Source organism: Hymenobacter ginkgonis (assembly GCF_009755225.1).
Classification (GTDB): domain Bacteria; phylum Bacteroidota; class Bacteroidia; order Cytophagales; family Hymenobacteraceae; genus Hymenobacter; species Hymenobacter ginkgonis.
Map to the genome: position 1 here is coordinate 903,849 of NZ_WQKZ01000002.1, position 20,855 is coordinate 924,703.

At 61.2% G+C, this 20,855-nt stretch carries 5 protein-coding genes; 1 reads left to right on the forward strand and 4 read right to left on the reverse strand.

Annotation, left to right across the window (positions count from 1 at the left end):
- Positions 1-24 precede the first annotated feature (24 nt).
- Positions 25-516, reverse strand: a complete 492-nt coding sequence (gene moaC, locus GO988_RS09640) for a cyclic pyranopterin monophosphate synthase MoaC (protein WP_157564638.1) — start codon at positions 514-516, stop codon at positions 25-27.
- 551 nt (positions 517-1,067) lie between these two features.
- On the opposite strand from moaC, the gene GO988_RS09645 reads away from it, so the two are divergent.
- Positions 1,068-9,065 (forward strand): T9SS type A sorting domain-containing protein, encoded by a 7,998-nt coding sequence (locus tag GO988_RS09645; protein ID WP_157564641.1) that lies wholly within the window; start codon positions 1,068-1,070, stop codon positions 9,063-9,065.
- Between the two features lie 357 nt (positions 9,066-9,422).
- On the opposite strand, the gene GO988_RS09650 is transcribed toward GO988_RS09645, so the two are convergent.
- From GO988_RS09650 to GO988_RS09660, 3 genes are all read right to left on the reverse strand, one after another.
- Positions 9,423-11,267: an IPT/TIG domain-containing protein gene (locus tag GO988_RS09650; protein ID WP_157564644.1), complete on the reverse strand. Its 1,845-nt coding sequence runs from the start codon at positions 11,265-11,267 to the stop codon at positions 9,423-9,425.
- 659 nt (positions 11,268-11,926) lie between these two features.
- Positions 11,927-20,353: a DUF11 domain-containing protein gene (locus tag GO988_RS24405; RefSeq protein ID WP_157564646.1), complete on the reverse strand. Its 8,427-nt coding sequence runs from the start codon at positions 20,351-20,353 to the stop codon at positions 11,927-11,929.
- Positions 20,328-20,597 carry a hypothetical protein gene (locus tag GO988_RS09660; RefSeq protein WP_157564649.1) on the reverse strand — a complete coding sequence of 90 codons (270 nt, stop codon included), beginning with the start codon at positions 20,595-20,597 and terminating at the stop codon, positions 20,328-20,330. The genes GO988_RS24405 and GO988_RS09660 overlap by 26 nt, the downstream gene beginning before the upstream one ends.
- Between the last annotated feature and the right edge of the window lie 258 nt (positions 20,598-20,855).

Here is a 20,855-nt window from a genome sequence, read left to right on the forward strand (position 1 = left end):
CCGGCTTTTTTGTGCGCAAAAGGCTTAGTCTTGGTGGTGGAAGTCGGACTTGCCGCCCGTCTTTTCCAGTAGCCTAATCTCTTCAATTACAATGTTGTGCGACATGGCTTTGCACATGTCGTACACCGTGAGGGCCGCTACCGAGGCGCCGGTCAGGGCTTCCATTTCGATGCCAGTTTTGCCCGTCACGCGGGCCGTGCACTCAATTAGGAGCGAATCGGGGGGTAGGACTTCGATACTTACCTGGCAATCATCGAGGCCCAGTGGGTGGCAGAGGGGAATAAGGTCGGCCGTTTTTTTGGCCGCCATTACGCCGGCGATAATGGCCGTCTGAAACACCGGGCCCTTGCGGGTGGGCAAATCGCCGGCCTGCACCAGGGCCACAATGTCGGCTCCGAGGCGCACGCGGGCCCGGGCTCGCGCCACACGCGCCGTAACGGCTTTGCCACCGACGTTGACCATGGCCGGCTGGCCGGCGTCGTTGAGGTGCGTGAGTTTGGGGGCTAAATCGGACATGAAGGGAGTGGCTGGCGAAAACACAAAGTACGGGCTACCGGCCTCAGTGGCTAGAACCACTCAGCGCCAAGGGGGCATAAAAAGCGTTTTCTGCACCTTGTGTCAAGCGCTTTTTATGCCCCCTTGGCGCTACTACTCGGCCCGATGCGCCACTCGCGCCAGTAGTTCTAACTCGGCGCCGGGCGGCTACTACTCGCGGGTAGCTACTAGGTACTAGAAGTGTGGGTTGGGGGTGGTGCCTAATCGCCCAAACGACCTCCATCCAAAACCAGCCGTGCTCGACAGAAAAATGTTTCCAGCTAAGTTGAATTAATCAATTCATAGAATAGTTCAACTCTAATGTTGGTTAACTATCGCCTAATTTTTTCACTTTAAGGTGATAAAGTTTTCTGGTTTAAAGATAATCATTCATTTACTTTTTCCCTGCCCAGTGTCATTTTTTATAACCAGCTAATTGTGCAAACTTTGCGTACCTATAGGATAAAGCTCGCCTTTCTGGATTTAGACAGTAACGCGTTTTTACTATTTTTTTCCATTATTATTTTCCTTTCATGAAAACATTCCTACTTGGACTTTTTGCTATTTTCTGGAGTAACCTGGCAATTGGGCAAACCTTGTATACGTTCAATGGTGGGGGCACCAGCGGCAATTGGAATAATAGCAATACTTGGACCACCGACCCTACGGGCTCGACCAAAGTTGCCTCTCGCGTGCCAACTGCCAACGACAATGTGGTGGTGACGAATAGCTTCGTGGTATCGGTAACTGACCCCATCGCTACTACGGGGCTCAAGGTTACCATACAGCGCGGTGGGGTACTCGATTTGACGTCGAGCACCGCGACGTTTGCCCAGCTAAGCAGCCTTTCGGGCCAGGGAACGCTGCGCATCGGTGCGCCTTACTTCCCTAGCATTGCGATGGGCAATAACAACTTTGATGATGCCAATACCGGCACCGTCGAGTTTTACAACTGGCCAGCGGGGCTTACGGTGCTGCCGCAGCCAACTTCGGGGCAATACAACAACCTGCGCCTGCTTAATACAACCGCTACGGCCTACACGGCACAGCTCGACAATACGCTAACGCTAACGGGCAGCCTGACGCTGACGCGCACCAACACTACGGTTGCTACCCCCCTCGTTTCGTTTAACCTAGGCAAAACGGCCAGCACTAACCGCACGCTTAATGTGCAGGGCGACATTGCGGTGGGTGCCGGCACGGCGCTGGGCGTCACGGCCGTGACGGGCTCGCATACACTAAACGCGGGTGGCAGCTTTAGCAACGCGGGCACGGTGAACCTGCACAACGGTACCACCAATGATAACCAAGTAGCCCTGCTCAATTTCATGGGGGCTACTGACGCCAATTTTGCCTGCAACGGCCCTACCGACCTCGATATTTTGCAGGTAAACAAGGGCATTGACAGCCAGGTACTGCTCAACGTGACCGGCACTGCCAGCAGCACCGCGCAAGGCAACCTACGCCTGAACCACGTCGGCAACGGTCGGCTGCTCGTGCTGATTAACGGCGTGGCCAAGTTTGGCGGCAATATCTACCTGGCGAAAATTCACAACGGTAACGTTGAGAACTCCCCGGCCAACGACCCGGCCTCCGGCTGGTGGGAGCTGGGCTCCCCCACCACCAGCCCTACCCTGTGGGTGGCCGGCGCGCAGATATATAACGACAACGCTTCTGCATTCATCATTTACGGTACATACCGCATTAGCAGCGGCACGCTATCCACCAAAACCCCCGACGCCATGGTAATTCGGGAAGATGGCCAGGTGCTGATTGAGGGCGGGGTTACTTCGGTTAATAAATACCGGCCGTCCAGCACTTCGGCCACGCATCGGGGCTCATTTATAATGACGGGCGGCACATTTGAGAGCCTAGGCACGGTGGCCCGCCTGGGCAACGACCAGTTCGCGCGCTTCTCGATTCCTTACGTGACGCAGGCCTTCCGGATGACGGGGGGCACGCTACGGGTGCAAAATCCGAATACCAACGGCATTGATGGCTTGTTTCATATTGGGGTGAACCCCAACAACGCCATCGTATCCGGCGGTACGATTGAGGTGATACTGCCCGGCTCCAACGTGAACGGCACCATCCTGACTACGGCGCCCCTGTGGAACCTCACCATTAAGAAAGCGGCGGCGGCTGGCACCAGCAAAGCGCTGCTCGACGCCGTGGCCGTGCCCGCCGCCTACACCAGCGGGGCTACCACGACGGCGCAGCCCCTGACGGTACTCAACAACTTTACCATCGACGGCACCAACCCCACGACGTTTGACGCCAACGCACAAAACCTGAACATCCAGGGGACGCTTACCATTGCCTCTGGCAGCAAGTACCTGCCCGGCAACAACACCACGACTTTCAGCGGCGGCCAGGACCAGCAGCTAGTCAATAACGGCGCCATCGGCGCGGCGGCTACCCTCAACACGTTCTATAACTGGGTGGTGGACAAATCGGCGGGCACGCTGGTGCTGGCCGGCACGGCCAAAACCTACACCGTGGCCGCCGCCGGCACCCTGAGCTTGCTCAACGGCGTGCTCAGCGACAACGGCAGCACCATCAACGTGCTGGGCAACATGGTCAACTCGGCCTCGCACACCAGCGGCGGCGGCACGGGCAGCATCACGCTTGCCGGAAGCACCAACCAGACGGTGAGCGGCAACGACATGGGCGTGTTTGGCAACCTCAACATCAACAGCAGTGTGGCCGCCGGTGGGGTGGCGGCCACGTTTACGGCCAACATGAGCGTGGCCAACGCGCTTACATTCATCAGCGAGAATATTCTGGCTATTGGGGCCAATCGGCTATCGCTCACTAATGTGGGTGCCGGCGATGCCGCAATTTCCGGCGTGTTTTCCAACAAATGCTTTGTGCAAACGGCCGGTAACCAGAGCGACCTGGGCCTACAAAAAACCTACGGCGGAGCCGATAGCTTTGTCTTCCAGGTGGGCACGGGCACTAAGTACGCGCCAGCTACGGTGAAGCTCGCTCTGGCCACGACCCTGGCCAAGTACGGCCAGGTAAGCGTGAGCCCGGTGGCCGCCCGCAACCCCTTCGTGACCAACGGCACCGCTGGCTCGCTGGCTTACTACTGGAAAGTGCGTAGCACGGGCTTTGGCACCATCCCCTCCGGAGCCATTAACATGAGCTTCACTATGACGAACACAGATGCCTCGGGCACGCTCACCAGCTACGTGCCCGGCCGCTACTCCGCTACCGCCGTCGCCTGGACGCCGCAGTACACCGATGTGAACCTGGTAGTGGAAAGGGCCACCACTGCCGTTATCAATTTCAATAGCCTCAACCAGTTTGAGGGTGAATACACCGCCGGCCTGCCCGCCGCCTTCGGCACCGTAACGGCCTACTACAGCCGCGCGAGCGGCACCTGGGCTACCCCGGCCACCTGGAGCACGGTCGGCTTCAATGGGGCCGCTGCCACCGCCGCCCCGGCCGCCAACAACCCCGTATTTATCGGCTCGGCCAGCGGCAAAATCTATCATAATGTGACGGTAGCCGCCAACGGCGCCAATTCGGGCTCGCTGGTGATTGACCGCGGCTCGACGATGGACGTAGGCATCACCACCGGCCACAACTTTGGTGCGCTGCCCGATGCCAAAGTAGGCGGCTCGGGGCGGCTGCGCGTGAGCTCCAGCGGGGCCACGGCCACCTTCCCTGGTGGCGACTTTGGTTCTTTTCTGCAAGAGAACGGCGGCACGGTGGAATACTACACTAATACCACCAATAACCAAGATTTTACGGTGCCCGCTACGTCGACCACGACCATCGGCGCTACCACGACTACGCTGGCGCTGAACTCATACAAAAACTTGTCGCTGGATGCCGGCGCCAGCCGCACTATCACCCTGCCCAACCTCGACCTGCGGGTGTTCTCGCAGCTGAAAACCGGCACCTCGGGCGGCACGGGCACAGTGCTGTTGAGCGCGGCCGCCAGCGGCAACCTGCGCGCCGACTCGCTCATCGCGGTGCAGGCGGGCACCTTGCGCTACCCCAACGGCGTGGTCCGCACCCTGACCGCCAACACCGACGTGCGCATCGACGCCAACGCCAAGTTTGACGTGAACAGCACGGGCACGGCCGTGGCCAACGCCCTGACCATCGGCGGCTCGCTGACTAACAACGGCGTGCTGGATTTCAACCTCGGCGCCAGCCGAATAGTTAACCTGACCTTCCTGGGCGGCCAGAATGCGAATTTCACCGGCACTACCGGCACCCTCACCGACCTTTACACCCTAACCCTGAACAAGGGGGTAGGGCAGGCCGCCACTCTGAACCTGGACGTGGCCGGCTCGCTCACTACGCCTGCCAGCAGTTGGCTCACACTCACTAACGGCACACTGCGCTACGCCAAGACGACGGGCACGCTCGGCATTCACAATGCCGACAGCCCGTACCTGATTCCGAGCACGGCGGGCCTGACCGTGGACGCCGTAGGCGCCGACGTGACGGTGGCTACCGGCCCCACTGCCACCACCGACAACACGACCCCGGCCAACAACACCAGCGCGGTTTCGGACTTGAAGCTGGCCGGCCAGCTCCAGGTATTGCAGGGTAAGCTGAGCGTAGGTACGGCCACTGGCCTGGGCAACGACCTCGAATATGCTAGCGCCGGCGCCCCAACCATCCGGGTGGGTCCAGCCGGCACCCTGTACGTGAACGGCCAGATTCGGCGCACCACGGCCAACACCAACGGCTCGCTGCGCTACGACCAGACCGGCGGCAGCGTCGAGATTCGCGGCGCCCGCGCCGAAGTGTACCAGAACAACGAGCGCGGCTTGTTTGAAGTGCAGGGCTCCGGCAGCATCTTCCGCATGAGCGGCGGCACGCTGGCCCTGCGCGGCACCAACACCCGCCCTACCATTATCGCCGACCTCTACCTGCGCCCCGACTCGACGGTGGTGACCGCTGGTACCATGGTGCTGGGCAACACCGTGGCCGGCAACATCACAGTGAGCGTGGAGTCGCTGGTGCCGCTCTACGATATGAAGGTGGAAGCCGGCAACGACGCCACCAGTACCAACACGGGCTTGCTCACGGGCGTGAACCCACTGCGGCTGCAAGGCTCGCTGACCATTTCCAACAACTTTGCCTACTTCAACGCTAACGGTCTGGGGCTGAGCATCGACCGCGACCTGCTGAACAACAACGCTTCGGCCAATACGGGCCTGGCCAACGGCGGCTTCCAGCCTGGCACTGCTACCCAGACCACGATTTTCACCGGCAAGGGCCCGGTGGTGCAGCAGATTACGAGCACCACGACCGGCAACCTCACCGTGTTTGGGGGCTTGGTTGTGAACAACGCCCAAACCGGCGGCACCCTGCAGCTGGGCCGCAACGCCCGCGTTATCGGCACGCTCACCATTGCCAAGGGCACGCTGGCTGACAATGGCCAGACGCTGACCGCGCTGGGCGACGTAGTGAACACGGCCACCCACACCAGCGCCACGGGGGGGAGCCTCACGCTGGCTGGCACCGTGAACCAGAACATTGACGGCAACGGCAAGGGCAAGTTTGGCAACGTTATCCTCAACAATAGCACGGGCGCCACCACCCTAGCCGACCAGGAAATTACGGGCGTGCTCACCCTGACCAGCGGTGTGCTCACCATCGGCTCTAACCTGCTGAGCTTGAGCAATACTGCGGCTGGCGCGGTGACGGGCTTCAACAGCACGAATTTTATTCGTACCAACGGCATCGTGGCCGACCTAGGCGTGCGCAAAAGCTACCCTGCCGGGGCCTCGGACTTTACGTTTCCCATTGGCGCGGCGGCCAAGTACACGCCCGTGCGCATGAATGTGACTACCAACTCGGCCGCTGGCACGCTCACCGTGCAGCCCATCGACCTGGCGCACCCCTCTACCACCGACCCGGCGGCCAAGGAGCTGAGCTTTTACTGGAAAGTGCGCAGCACGGGTTTTAGCGCCACGCCTATCGTCACGCAGGTATTTAACTACATCGACAATGGCGTGGGCAATGACGTGAACGGCACCGAAGCCAACTACAAGCTGGGCCGCTTCCTGAATGGGGCCTGGGTGCCGCAGAATGGCCTGCCGCTTGTAGGCTATGCAGTAAACACAACGGCTAATACCTTAATTAACACCGAAGCCACCTACTTCGACGGCGACTACACCGGCGGCGAGGCTTCGGAGTTTGGCAGCGTGCCCACGTTTTACAGCCGCAACTCTACGGCCGGGCAGGCGGGCGGAGCCAGCTGGGACAACCCCACTACCTGGACTACTAACTCCGACGGCTCAAACCCGATTGTGGCCCTCACTACCTACCCCACCGCGGCCAACCCGGTGGTTATCCGCAGCGGTCACCTCGTCAATTCGACGGCGGGTGATAAGGGTGCGGCCACCTTGCAGCTGCTGGGCACCGGCATCCTGGACCTGGGCGCCTCGACGGCTAACAACTTCAATACCGTGACGGGCACCGGTACCGTGCGCATCGGCTCAGCCTTGTTTCCGGCCGGCAACTACTCGGCCTTCGTGGCGGCTACCGGCGGCACCGTGGACTACACGGCCGCCGTGCAGCTGCCCGCCCGCGATACGTACAACAACCTGACCTTCTCGGGCGGTAACATCAAACTGCTGAGCAACCTTGACCTGACCATCAACGGGGCCCTGAACGTGGCTGCCTACACGACCGTCAACAACCCCACCAACCAGAGCATCACCCTGACCTCGGCCACGAGCGGGGCTACCCTAGACGGCACGCTCAACCTGAACGATGGCCCCCTCACCACCGGGGCTTTCCTGACCAGCAACGCCGGCAGCACGCTCAACCTGGGCGCGGGCGCCGTCAACATCGGCACCGCTTTCACCAGTGGCGGCACCCTCAACAACGGCGGCGGCGCGGTCGCGGTGGGCACGGCCTTCACCAACACCGGCACCTACAACGCCACCGTGGGCGCGGGTACCCTCACGGTGGGCACCACATTCGCCAACAATGGCACTTACAATGCCGGCGCGGGCAGCCTCACGGTCAGCGGTAATTTCAGCAACGCCGCCAACCAGTCGTTCATCGCCAACACGGGCAACGTAATGGTGGGCGGTAATTTCTCGAATGCCGGCTCCTACACCGTGGCCGATGGGGTAGCGGGTAACCTGCTGCGCGTGGCCGGCGATTTCAGCAACCTTGCCACCGGCTCGTTCGCGGCCGCTACGAGCAACCTAGTGCTGCGCGGCAACTTCACCAATAGTGGGGGTCAGGGCTTCGACGCCGGCCAGGGTCTGGTGCAGTTTATCACTGACGACAACCGCCGCCTGACCGGGGTCACCACCTTTTTCAACGTGCAGAAAGTGGGCGCCGCCACCCTCACGCTCGGCACCAGCACCGACGTGGCGGTTGGCAACGTGCTCACCCTGAGCAATGGCCTCATCGTGACGGGCACAGCGAATACGCTCTCGCTCACCAACACGGCCGTGCAGCCCATTGTGGGCACCAGCACCAGCGCCTACGTGGCGGGCCGACTGGCCATTACGCTGCCCGCTGCGGTTAGCATCCGAATGTTTCCGGTGGGCCTAGGCGGGCGCTACCGCCCGGTTACGCTCAAGACGGAGGACGTGTCGAGCCAGCCCCAAATTATTCTGACCGAAATCTTCAACGGTGCCCCCAAAGGCAGCATCGACGCCACGCTGTCTAACTTGTCGGCCAACCGCTACTACCGCATCCAGCGCCTCTCGGCAGGCACCCTGGCCCCAGTAACGGTGCAGCTGAGCTTCAACACCGACGTGGTAGACGAGGAAGTGCACGTGCCCGGCAACCTGCGCGTGGCCCAATCGACGGGCAATGCAGGCCCCTGGACCACGGCCGGCGGTGCCGGGGTATTCACGCCCGCCGACCCGCGGGGCTACACCACCTCGGCTTCGTCGCAGACGACCCTCGACAGCAATTCCTTCTTCGCGCTGGCCTCGACCAACAAGGTGGATAACCCACTCACGGGCACGGCCCCGCTGCCGGTGCAGCTGCTGAGCTTCACGGCGGCGCGCCAGGGCACGGCAGTACGCACGGCCTGGGCCACGGCCTCAGAAACCAACAGCGCCTATTTCGTAGTGCAGCGCTCGGCCGACGGCCGCACCTTTGCCGATGTGCAGCAGGTGCAGGCCCAGGGCAGCAGCGTGGTGCGCCACGACTACGCCGCTCTCGATGCTACCCCCCTGGGCGGCACGAGCTACTACCGCCTGCGCCAGGTAGACCAGGATGGCACGGCGAACTACTCGCCCGTAGTGGCCGTGCGCTTCGATGGCCAGGCCGGGGCGCCGGCCTTGGCAGCTTACCCCAACCCAGCTTCGGGGCAGGGTTTCCAGCTGCTCACCTCCAACCTTGGTGCCACCGGGGGCACGGTGCGGGTGTTCGACAACGTAGGGCGCCTCGTGCTGACGCACGTGGCGGCCACCGGCGCGGTAGATGCCCTCATTCAGCCGGCCCAGCCGCTGGCCAGTGGCATGTACTTCGTGACGTGGCAGACGGCCGATGGCCTGAAGCTCACCACCAAAGTGGCCGTGGAATAAGGCTCGCCCTACCCCCTAAAAAAAGCCCCGGCTGCCTTGCGCAGTCGGGGCTTTTTTTAGGGGGTAGGACAACTAGTGCTGTGCTTGCGGCCACTTGTTATGTGGCCTCGCCAGCCAACCTGCTGGGCGGCTTTGCTAGCTGGCTAGCCGGCCAGTTGGCAGGCCGTTGCGTGGGTTATGCAATTCGGTTTGCTGCGGTTTGAGGAGTGTAGGCTTAACTCTGTGCCCGGCAGCGGCCTGTTCGCTCCGGCCAACCTGCTCACCTCAGCCAACAAACTAAAAGGCCCCGCCCGAATAGTTCGAGCGGGGCCTTTTAGTTTGTTGGCCAAAGCCTCGGCCTGCACCGAGGGGGTAAGGCTACTTGATGGCAACGCGGCGCACCGCCGTGGCCGAGCCTTGCCGAACTTCGAGCAAGTACAGGCCAGCAGCCAAGCCAGCGGGTAGGCGTAGCGGCTGGTGGGCCACCAGCGCTACCGGGGCCAATACTACCCGGCCCGTAAGGTCGCGCAGGGCTACGGTAGCGGCCCCGGCCTGGGGCAGTTCCACTACTAAGTAGTCGGTGGCGGGGTTGGGGTACACTGCCAGGCCCGGCAGGGCCTGGCTGGCTGCCGCGCCCAGCACCACTAGGTTGAAGGGCGTGGCGCTAGTAGCCGTGCCGCCGGGCGTAACCACCGTCAGCAGGCCGCTCACGCTAGCGGTAGCCGCCGGCAGCACCAGCGTGATGCTAGTGGCCGAAACCACGGTGTAAGTAGGAATAGCTAGGCTGCCAATGCTAACGGCCGTGGCCCCCGTAAAGCCGGTGCCCGTGATGGTGACCGTAGTGCCCGCGCTGCCCGTAGTCGGCGTGAAGCTAGTAATAGTAGGGGCCGCCACAGGCGCTGTTACCGAGAAGGCGCTGGTGCTGGTGGCCGTGCCGCCCGGCGTGGTAACGGCAATAGTGCCCGACGTAGCGCCGGCCGGCACCACAAACGTGAGGGTAGTGGCATTCACCACCGTGAAGCCCGTAACGGCTGCCCCATTTAGGGTAAGAGCGGTAGCCCCCGTGAGGTTGGTGCCGGTTACGGTAACGGTGGTGCCCACCGGCCCGCTCGCCGGCGTGAAGCTGGCAATAACTGGTGCCGCCGCTACCGGCGCAAAGGCCAGGCCCCGAAAGGCTGTATTGGTGCCGGCCGTGGCAATAGCCGCCGGCAGCGCCGCCACGCTCGGGGCCGCGTTGTAGCCCGCGTTGTCGGCCAGCACAAACAGCCCGGTGCCGCTGCTGGCTACCAGCGAAACCGAGGTGCCGCTTGTGCTGCCATTGAGGCCGCGCACCGCCGCGGCGGCTGTGCTCGTGATGGTGCCGTTCAGTACCCAACTGCCCGCCACGAGGCTCCATTTCTGAATGCCGCCGGCGGTAGTTGTGCGGTCGTCGGCCACGTAAGCCACGTCTACGCCCGGCACATCGGTGCTCAGGTCGGCCAGGTAAAAACCGTAGGGGCTGCTGCCCGTGGCGGTGCCCGGAAAGCCCGGCAGAACGGCGGCCGTTTGGGCCGTGGTGGGCAGGCCCGTGCCCACCTGGCTCAGGCCGAAGTAGGGGCTCGAAGCGGTCGAGATGTAGAGGTTGCCCCCGGCCACGCTCACGCTGCGAATATTCGTCGGAGCCGTGGTGAGCTGCGTGGAGCCAAAAGTGCCAAACGCCTGGTAGCGCACGCCCGAGTTGCCGCCGACGCTGTAAAAGCTCGTGCCATCAACGGTGGCCGCTGCCCGAATGCTGACGCCGTTGAAAGCGTCGCCGGTGCTGGTGCTGGTGTCAAGGCTGCCGTCGGCGCCAATAAGGCCAATCACGCGGGTGACGTCAGCAGCCTGCGAAGCCGTTACTGCACCGGTGCCCGGCGCGGCGCCGTAGCCAGCAAGCACCAGGTAGTGGCCATCGGCCGAGCGCGTCAGGTTCAGCTCGGAGGTGGCGTTGCCGCTGGCGGTCAGGATGCGGTTGTTGCCATTCACCGCCGTCGGCAGGTCAATAGATTGCACCAGCGTGCCGCTGGGCGTGTACTCATCCAAAAACACCGCCGCTGCCACGGCCGATAGCGCTGCCGAACCGTCGCCTACGCGCGCCACCACAATGTTGCCGGGCTTAAAAGGGGCCGCCGAGGCCAGAGTGGGCACCAGCGAAAAAGCTGCGCCCAAAAAGGCCAGCGTCCGCAGTGGATAAAAACATTTCATAAGCTAGAAAGTGAGAAAATGGACGTGAAAAAATCGGTTGTAATTGGCTTGTAAAGAGCTGGATAGACTGTATTGATAGGCAGAGATTCTTGCACCGGCTCTGCCTATCGTAGTCAGCGCTTGCCGACGGGCCTAGCCCTGCACTGCAGCAGCTATCCACCGAGCGGATAAGTCAAGCACCCTAGTAGCTGACTCTGCTGACCCCACAGTGCAGGAGTAGGTTGAAAACGTGTTTATACTATTAACTTCAGTAGTAAATGGAATTTAGTGAATAGTATAAAAGAAAGAACAATACTTCCTAATTGGATAGCGCTTTTTATAATGACGCAAAGATAATTGAGATTCTGAATAAGCCCGGTTTTAATTAATAAGCCTGTATTTGATTCATAGAGAAGGTTTTTGTTATATGCTGTCATGTTTACTCTTTCTAAATTATGTGCTTGGTTGGAGCAAATTATCACTTGCTCGGATTGGTATTATTGTATTTTAAGAATAATAAAAATTGCGATTGGTTGATTGCGCAAGTATCCCTATCCCCTTCCGCTACCTCCGGCAAGCAGAAGGGGGTAGGGCCGGCCTTGCCCACGGCAGCTCTAAAAAACAAAACCCCTGCTGGAAGCCAGCAGGGGTTTTGAGGGAAGCCAGGAAAGACGTTCGGCCTATTCCTTAGTCAGGCGCAGCACCTGGCGCAGGGCCGAGCCATTGGCTAAGGTGCCGGTCACGAGCACTTGGTAGGTGCCGGTGGGCAGCGCCTGCACATCTAGGGGCTGGGGCAAACCACCGCCCAGGGTAGTGCTCAGCACCTGGCGGCCCACGGCGTCGAGCACGAGCACCTGGTAGGTGGCAGCGCTCGGCAGCTGGCTCAGGTCGAGCTGGGTGGTGCGCTGGGCTGGGTTAGGGTACAAGCTCAAGGCCACGGCAGCCTGGGTGAAGCTGACGGTGCGCACTGGCGAGTAAGTGGCCGTGCCGTCGAGGTCTACTTGCTGGAGGCGGTAGTAGACAGGAGCCGAAGTGCGAGTGCCGATGCCAGCATCCGTGAACGTGTAAGTGGTATTCGTCACGGAATTACCCTGGGCCGCTACCTGGCCTACTTTGGTGAAGCTAGTGCCATCGAGGCTACGCTCTACCACGAAGTAGGCACTGTTGAGCTCGGAAGCGGTAGTCCAGTTTACCAAGGCATCGCGGTTCTGCACGGCTTTGGCGGTGAAGGCCGTCAGCGACACGGGCAGGGGGTAGGCTCCGATGGTGAAGGCTACGGGCTGCGTAGTGCGCCCACCGTAGAGGTCGATGGTCGTGATATTCACCGTATAGGTGGTGGCAGTGGTTACGTTCACCAGCTTGGTGGCATCGCTCACGAAGAGCTGGCCGGTTACCGGGTTCAGGCTTACGCCGGCGGGCAGCGTGTTGGCCGTGTTGCCGGCAGGGCCGGTGGCCGCCAAGAAGGCATTGGTAGAGCCGGCTACCGTCGACAAGCCGTTGGCTACCGTGGCATCGGCCAGGGCCCCCGTGGTGGGGTTGTAGATGGCGCCGCTCGTGTTGTACTGCGCCCCGTTGGTATCCGTCACATAGGCAATGATGTAACCGGTGGTGTAGGGGTTATTGCCTCCTTTGGTCGGCGTGTTGGCGTACTGCGAGTTGGTATCGACACCCACCGGAATGGTGTAGAGGGCCGGCAGGCTGCTGAGTGCCGGGCTGCCGTTGTCGGTAGCCAGGTAGTTGAAGAAGGCATTGCCAGCGAAGCCAGCGGCCGGCGTGTAGCGCAGCGTCTGGGCCTGGGTAGGCGTCAGGTTGAGCTGGCTACCGCCACCCAGCAGGTTGGCCGCCGTAATGGCCGTGTAGGTAGTGCCACTGCTGTTGTAGAACAAGGTGCCACTGGTGGGCAGGCTCGTGAGCGTGAAGGTGCTCACGCTGCCATCGGGGTCGGTAGCGGCCAGAGGCGAAATAGGCAGTTGCAGCGCCGTATTGGCTTCGGGTGCTTGCAGTGAATTCACGACGTTGCTGGCTACTGGCGGCTGGTTGGCTGCCGTCGTCGTGATAGCCGCCGTGTTGGTGGCGTTAGTAGTCGGCTCCGTGGTGGCCGTAGCTACCGTGCTCGTGAGCGTGTAGCCGGCCGTCGAGGTGATGGTGCTCGGCGCCAGCAGCGAGATGGTGTACTCCAGCTGCGGTGCCGCCTGGTTGGCAGCGGCCGTGCCCGAGTAGCCGGGTAAGCTGTTCACAGTGGGGAAGGTTACGAGGCCCGAGTTGACATCGTAAACCCCGCCGCTGCTCACTACTACGTTCGAGAGGCCAGCGGGCAACTGCACGGTGGTGTTCACCGAGGCGGCGGCCGACGGACCTACGTTGCGGGTCGTCACGAGGTAGGTAGCTACCGAGCCCGGCACCACCTTAGCTGGGCCAGCAATGGTCGTCGTCACGTCGGCGCGGGGCGATACGGGTACCGTCACCGAAATCGCGTTGTTGGTGGGGTTCGAGTCGCTGCTGGTCGTGCTTACATAAGCAGTAGCCGTGAGGGCAGTGCTACCCCCTGGGGCCACGGCCACGTTTATGGTGTAGGTAGCAGTAGCGGTGCTGGCCTGGCTGGTTACGGTTGGGAACGTGACGACGCCAGTGTTAGCATCGTACGTGCCAGCCGTGCCGGTGGGGTAGGTAACGTCGGCGGGGTTGAGGCCGGCGGGTAGCTGCACGCGCTGGATAACGCCAGTGGCCGAGGTGCCCGCGGTGTTGTTCACCGAAGTAACCACAAACCGGACGGCGCTGCCGGCAATGGCCGGGTTGGTATCGCTGGCGGCCGTGCCGCCCACCGTAGCCACAATAGTCGTCGACTCGTCAACCAGCGTCGTGCTCGAAGGCGTCACGTCGGTGTTCAAGGTAGCCGAGTTGTTGTTCAGGTTCGGGTCGTTGCCGGCCGGCGTCACGGCCACCTGGGCCGTTACCGTGATGGGCGTAGCCGTAGGGGCCACGAAGGTGATGGTATTGTTTACCGCCCCGGCTGCGCCAACCGCTTGGTTGCTGCTAGCTGGGAAAGTAACCACGCCCGTGCTCGTATTGTATGAGCCGCCGCCGCTCACCTGCACGTTGGCCAGGCCAGTAGGCAGCTGCACCGTCGTAGTCGAGCTCGGGTTTACGGAAGCACCAATGTTGGTCGTGGCCACGGTATAGGTTACCGAGTTGCCTTGCAGCGTGGTCGTGGGGCCGCTGAGGGCTACGCTGATGTCGGCCTGGGGGGTAGGAGTAGTCACTACCGTAGCCGAATTGTTGGTCGAGTTCGATTCGGGCGTCGTCGTTGCTACGCCGGCCGTTACTGGGTAGCTGGTGGCCGAGGGGGTAGCAAACGAAACGTAGTTCAGTACCGAAGCGCCCGCCAACTGCGTAGCCGCTACCGCTGCCGTGGGCAGGGTAAATAAGCCCGTAGCTGCGTTGTAGGTGCCCCCCGTAATGGCAGTACCTGCTGCGTTGGTTAGGGTGACGGAGCTGAGGCCTAAGGGCAGCAGCACCGTTTGCACCACGCCAGTAGCCGTAGCCGGGCCATTGTTGGTCGTCGTGATAGCGTAAGTCGCATTCTGGCCGGCAGTAGGAGCCATAGGCCCTACAATGGCCGTCGTAACGTCGGCCAGCAGCGTAACATCTACCTTAGTCGAAGCCACGTTGTCAGCCAGTACCGTTTCGGGCGTGGCCGACGTAATGCTGGCCACCGGAACGAGCGGCCCCGTGGCAGGCGCCGGGAGCTGAATCGTGTAGGCCACCGTAGCGCCCTGCGCCAGGTTTGAAGCAGCCGGGAACGTGACGATGCCCGTAGTGGCGTCGTACGTGCCTTCGTTGCTGGGGACTACCCCGGCCAGGCCGGCGGGCAAAGCCACCCGCGTTACGGCGTTGGTAGCTGCGCTGGGGCCGTAGTTGCCCGAGGTAATGTTGAGCTGCAAGGTCGTGTTGGGTGCTACCGGGCCGGTGAGGGGGGTAGTCGGCGCAGCGGCCGTAGCGGCCGAGATGGTCGTGTACAGGTTTACCGTGCCCGCGTTGGCCGTGGCCGTGCCTACCGTGGCCGTGGCCGTGTTGGTGAGGCTGTTGGTTTCGCCGGCGGCGGCTACGGTAGCCGTGATGTTAGTCAGGGCCGTGGCCGGCATCGTCAGGGTAATGCTGTTGTTCACGTTGGCGCCGCTAGCCAGGCCGATGGCGGCCGGGAAGGTTACCGTCGTGTTCGTGCCGTTGTTGCTGTAAGTACCCCCGTTGCTCACGTACAGGTTCGTGAATACGCCAGGGATTACTACCGTCTGGGTCGTACTCGGGGCCGTGCCGGGGCCAGCATTCAGCGTTACCACGCTCAGCGTGACCGACGTACCGGGCGCGGCCGTAGTTGGGCCGGTGATGCGTGTCGTCACGTCGAAGTTTGAGCTGGCATTGATGGCGACAGTAGCCGTGTTGTTAGCCGTGTTTGCCCCTTCGTTCGTGTCCGTATTTACCGTCGATGAAGCAGCCACCGTGCCGCTGGGCATCGTGAAGTTGATGGTCGATGTTACCGAAGAACCCGAAGCCAACGAGGCAGTAGCGGGGTAGGTAATCAAGCCCGTAGTAGCGTCGTACACGCCGCCGAGGGTCGTCGTTACGTTGGCCAGGCCGGTAGGCAGCTGCACGCTCGGCACCACGTTAGTAGCAACGCTCGGGCCGTTGTTGGTGAAGATGGCGATGAAGGTACCCGTGCCACCAGTCGCTACCGTAGCCACACCGTTGTTGGTGATGGTAGTAGCTACATCGGCCAGCGGCGCTATCGCGAAGCCGAAGGTAGCGACGTCGGGTAGGTTGCCGGCAATGGTAGTCTGGTTGGTTGTGCTCGTGTTTACGTTGCTCTGAATCGTAGCGGCGCCCGGCGTGGCCGAAGCCGTGATGGGGAAGCTAAACGTATTCGTAGCGCCCGATGCCAGGGTAAGCGCGGCTGGGAAGGTGAGCACTCGTGAAGTGGCGTCGTAGGCGGTAGTAGCTCCGTAGGAACTTCTCAACGAAGCAAGCTGCGCCGCCGAAATGCTAGACCCAACTGGTAGCGTTACTGACTGCGTCACGTTGGCAGCTCCTACTGGGCCGTTGTTGGTGAAGTTAGCCGTGAAGTTGCCGGTGGCCAAGCCTGGGTTTACCGAAGCAGGGCCCGTGATGGTCGTCGTTACGTCGGCGTAAGCGCCAACCGTCGTGGTCACCGTGCTGGTGTTGTTCACCGTGTACACATCGGGCTGGGCCGCGGCTGGGCCAATGTTGGCGGTAGCTGCTACGCTGCCGTTGGTCGGCGCCACGTAGGATATAGTAAAGGTGTTGCTGGCATTAGCCGCCAGGGTAGCCAGAGTAGGATAGGTAACAGTGTATCCCGCTGCTGCAGAACCTGAAACACTACCACCCGGGGCCGTGATGCCTGCGGTGGTAGCAGCTACCGTACCGGGTAGGGTTACTGTGCGTGTTACGTTGGCACCGTTTAGCGCGCCATTATTGCTGAAGCTAACGGCGAGGTTCACAGTGGTGCCGGCTGCTGCCGTGCTTGGCCCAGTGATAGCCGTAGCCAGGTCGGCTACGCAGCTAGCATCGGCGGCCGAGCCGGCAATGCTGTTGCTGATGGCCGTGTTCGTAATGCCTACCGTGCCGGCTTCGGCGCCGAAGGCAATGCCAGGGGTAGCGTTGTTGATGGTCAGGCCGTTGGCGCCGGGTAGGGCTGCCGTGCTGGCTACCGCACCGTTGGTAACGATAATGCCTGCGCCGCCTCCGCCGCCGGGGCCGTGGGGAGCACCGCCCGGGTTGTTGGTGCCGCCCGTGCCGCCGTTAGCAATAAGCTTCACGTTGCCGAGCGTCGAGGTTTGCTGCGAAGTCAGCAGAATGGAGCCACCGGCGCCGCCGCCGCCCGCGCCGTCGTTCTGCACGCTGTTGTCCGAGTTAAAGCCGTTGGCGATAATGCTGCCCGAACCCAGTACTGAGCCCGTGCGCACCAGCACCAAGCCGCCACCGGGGGCACCGCTGCTGGCCAGGCCATCGTAGGCGCCACCTGTGCCATCGGTGCCAGTGCCATTGTTAGTGCTACCCGCGCCGCCGCCGCCGCCTAATACCAAGCGCGAGCTGCTAGCTAGAGGAAATGCTGCGCCCGGCTCGCCGCCAACGGCTAGAGCACTTGCCCAGGAATTGCCGCCGCGGCCGCCACGGCCGCCGTTGGCGCCGCCGCCGCCACCCGAGTTTTGGTCATTAACCGCGGGGTTGCCATCGGTGCCACCACCGCCGGCATTGCCGGGGGCACCGCGGCCGGCGTCGCCGCCGGGGTAGGTATTAGTAGCGCCAGTATTTACGAGAGTGGCCACTGTGCCGCTAGCAGTGTAGGTAGCCACGTACTGGGGCGTGCCGGCCGTGCCTTCCCCCTTGCTGCCGTTGGAGGAGTTGGCCGTGCGGTAGTCGGTAGCCGTGAAGCCAGCTGTGCCACCCAGTGCCCGGCCCGCGCCGCCGCGGAAGCCTTTGCCCGAAGCATCGAGCGAGAAGGTTGCAAAATTGAGGGGGCCTGCTACATCGAGGGCCAGTACGCCGCCGAGGGCGCCGTTCCAGGCTGGGGGCGCAATGTTGCCACCCAACGTAAGGGCCGCGTACTGCGGAATGCGGATAACTTGGTACGTCTGCTGGCCCTGGGTAGTGGTAGCTGCGGCCTGCGTGTAAGCATAAGTGAGGTTATCGCGCAGGGTAAGCGTGCCGGCCGTGCCCGGCGTGATGGTAGCGCTGGTAGTCGCTACAATGCCGTACTCATAGCGGCCCGCCGTGAAGCCGGTAGCCGTGTTGCCGTTGGCCGAAGGGCCTACCACACCATCGCCATACGTGTCGTCGTTGGCCGAAGTAATGGCGGCGCCCTGCATTTGAATGATGAGCACCAGGTCGCCGGGGGCTAGAGTCGAACCCGCGCCGTTCAGCGTGGTAGCGCTGATGCCAATAGTTTTCTGGTTTGCCGCTGCGCTGGCGCTGGGCAAGAAGTAGGCGTTCGGTGCCGCCGTAATGGGCGCTGGGGTACCGTTTTTACCGGGGGTAGGGGGGCAGCTTACAACGGGACCGCTGGCGCCCGTAGCGCCGACGGTGGTGGTTACGTTGGCCGTGGTGGCCGAGCCGTTGTTGTTGGCCGCTGTGTTATCCACTTCCAAAGCCGAGCTTTTGGCCTGGCCGGTGAACGAGGTAACGCCAGTAGGCATCACAAAGCTCACATAGTTAACTACCTGCGCGCCCACGGCCAGGGCCGAAGGGTTGAAGGTGACGATGCCGGTGGTGGCATCGTAGGTGCCGTTGGGTACGTTGACGGTGCTGGCGGCCGGCTTGCCGGGTAGGGTAATAGTGGTAACGGCGCTGGTCGTGGGGCGCGGGCCGTTGTTAGTGGTAGTAGCGTAGTAGTACACCGTTTGGCCCGCCGCGGCCGTGGCCGGCCCGCTGAGGGTAGTAGCTAGGTCAGCCTCGCCGCACCACGATAAGAAGAGCAACGTGATGGCTTGGTTAGCCGGGTTAGCGGCTGCATCGGCCGAGGCGTAGGTGACGGTTACGTCGCGCACCGGTACCGGAAAAGCCAGTACAATATTGCCCGATGGGCTGCCCGACGGGCCAATGCCCGTAACGGTGTTGGTTGCGCTAAGCGTGTTGGTGGGCGCCAGGGCCACGTCGGCAGCCGAGAGCGTCACGGTGTTGCCATTGGCATCGGTACCCGAAAACACCACTTGGTCGACGAAGCCAACGGCGGGCGAAACGCCCAGCGCCGAAGCACGGTCGATGTCGCCTACCACCATTGTAAAGTTCTGGAGCAGTTTGGCAGCGTTGGTATTCGCATCCGTAAACGTGAACTTCAGGCTCGATTGGCGGCTGCCGGTGCCATAGTTGGCCGTCCACACTAAGCCTTTGCCAGGCTGAGCTCCACTTGGGTCCAAGCCAGTTTGGTCGTCGATAAGCAGTGACATGGCATCGGTCGCAGTTGTGGCAGGCGTGTAGGTGCTCGTAATCACTACCCCATCCACAGTGGCCGTCTGTGAGTTCTGCCAGTTTTCAGTTAGCGTCCGGTCTCCGAAGCTGAACAGCGACTGCGTGTTGCAGGCGTTGTCATTCACGGGAATACCGTAGTTCAAGGGCAGGCTTTCGTCACCCAAGTTGTCAGTGGCCGTGTAGGTAAAGAGGGCGTTGCCCGAAAAGCCAGTGTTCGGGTCAAAGGTCAGCATGGCTGCCTCCGTCGTCGTGAGCGACTGGTTTGTGCGCACAGCCGAGCCGTTAAGGTAAAGCGTGCCTTGTGCAGCAGGTGGTAGGGCTGTTATTTTGTAGCCTACCACCGAGCCATCGGGGTCGGGGTCATCGGCACGCAGCGTAGGAATGGCCACCGCTCCCTGGCGGCCAAAAACTGTGGGGGCCGTTTGCTGGCCGCGCGGCAATTGGTTTACGCGTCGCAGTGAAATAGCCGTGAGCGCCAGGTCGCCGCCGTTAGCCGCCGCCGTAGTACTCCCGTCATACAAGATAAAACGGAGGGTGTTAGACCCCGCCGTCGCAATGTAGCTGGCCATATTTTCGGCCGGAATAGCAATTTGAAACCGAGTCCAAATATCCTGGCCATTGTTGGCAGTGGCTTCTTCGGCTATCGTAGCCGCGCCAAAATTAGCAATACCTGTATTATCGGTTTTGCGGATGCGTAGTCCGATGGATGGGAGTGCCTTACCCGATAAGGTTGGGTTTTCGGCATTCGAAACATAGAACGAGAACACGTAGTTACCCCCAGTGACCACCGTAATATTCTGGTTCCAATAGAACGCGGTGTTTAAGGTAGTTTGATTACCGGCTACCCCCAGGTTACCGTTGTAGAGCAGCCAGGTATTAATAGCAGTGACTCCATTGCTAGCGTCGCCGGGGAATGGTACTTGCCGAATGGCACTGCCCGTGCGATAAGTTGCCGTACCAGTCTGGTCGGCCACTTGGCCCTCAGCTGCATCAACGTTGGAACCCGTGTAGCTGCGGGCACTGTACCACCCGTTCAGGTCGGTGCCTGCGGCGATATTAGTGCCCGTAGGCTGGGTGCCAAAAGTACCATTTGTAACCAGATTAGCCCCGATATATTGCTGGGCCAAACTGGTTGCGGGTCTGGCTAATCCGGCGGCGAGCAGCCAGACAGCAAGAGGCCAGCGACGTAGTGCTGTTGTCATAGAAAAAAGGTAAAAAAACAACTAATAGAAAGCGTTGTGAGAGAAATAGTCCAGTAAAAGCGATGGCAAAAATAAAAGGGTTATCTGAGCCAAGCTGGTCTGTATTCGGCAAACGAGCGATTAAACGGTCCGAGCTACGGCTTTTAAATGCTGAACGGATTTTACTCATAAATAAAAAAAGTGCTATAAGTAGCACTTTGGAAATTTATTTTATGACGAAAAAATGAAACCGCTTTATTTCTTTATATTTCGCTTTTTTCCGTGATTTTTCGATAAAAAAATCAATGCTAAGCCTCTTCTCTAAGAGAAAAGGCAATGGATTAAATAGCTCACTTTTAAAAGGAATAAGAATTGTGTTTTTAATGCAATAGATAAAATGAGCTTATCATATGCGTGGGAGGTATTTTGATTAAGCTGCGCTCGGCTA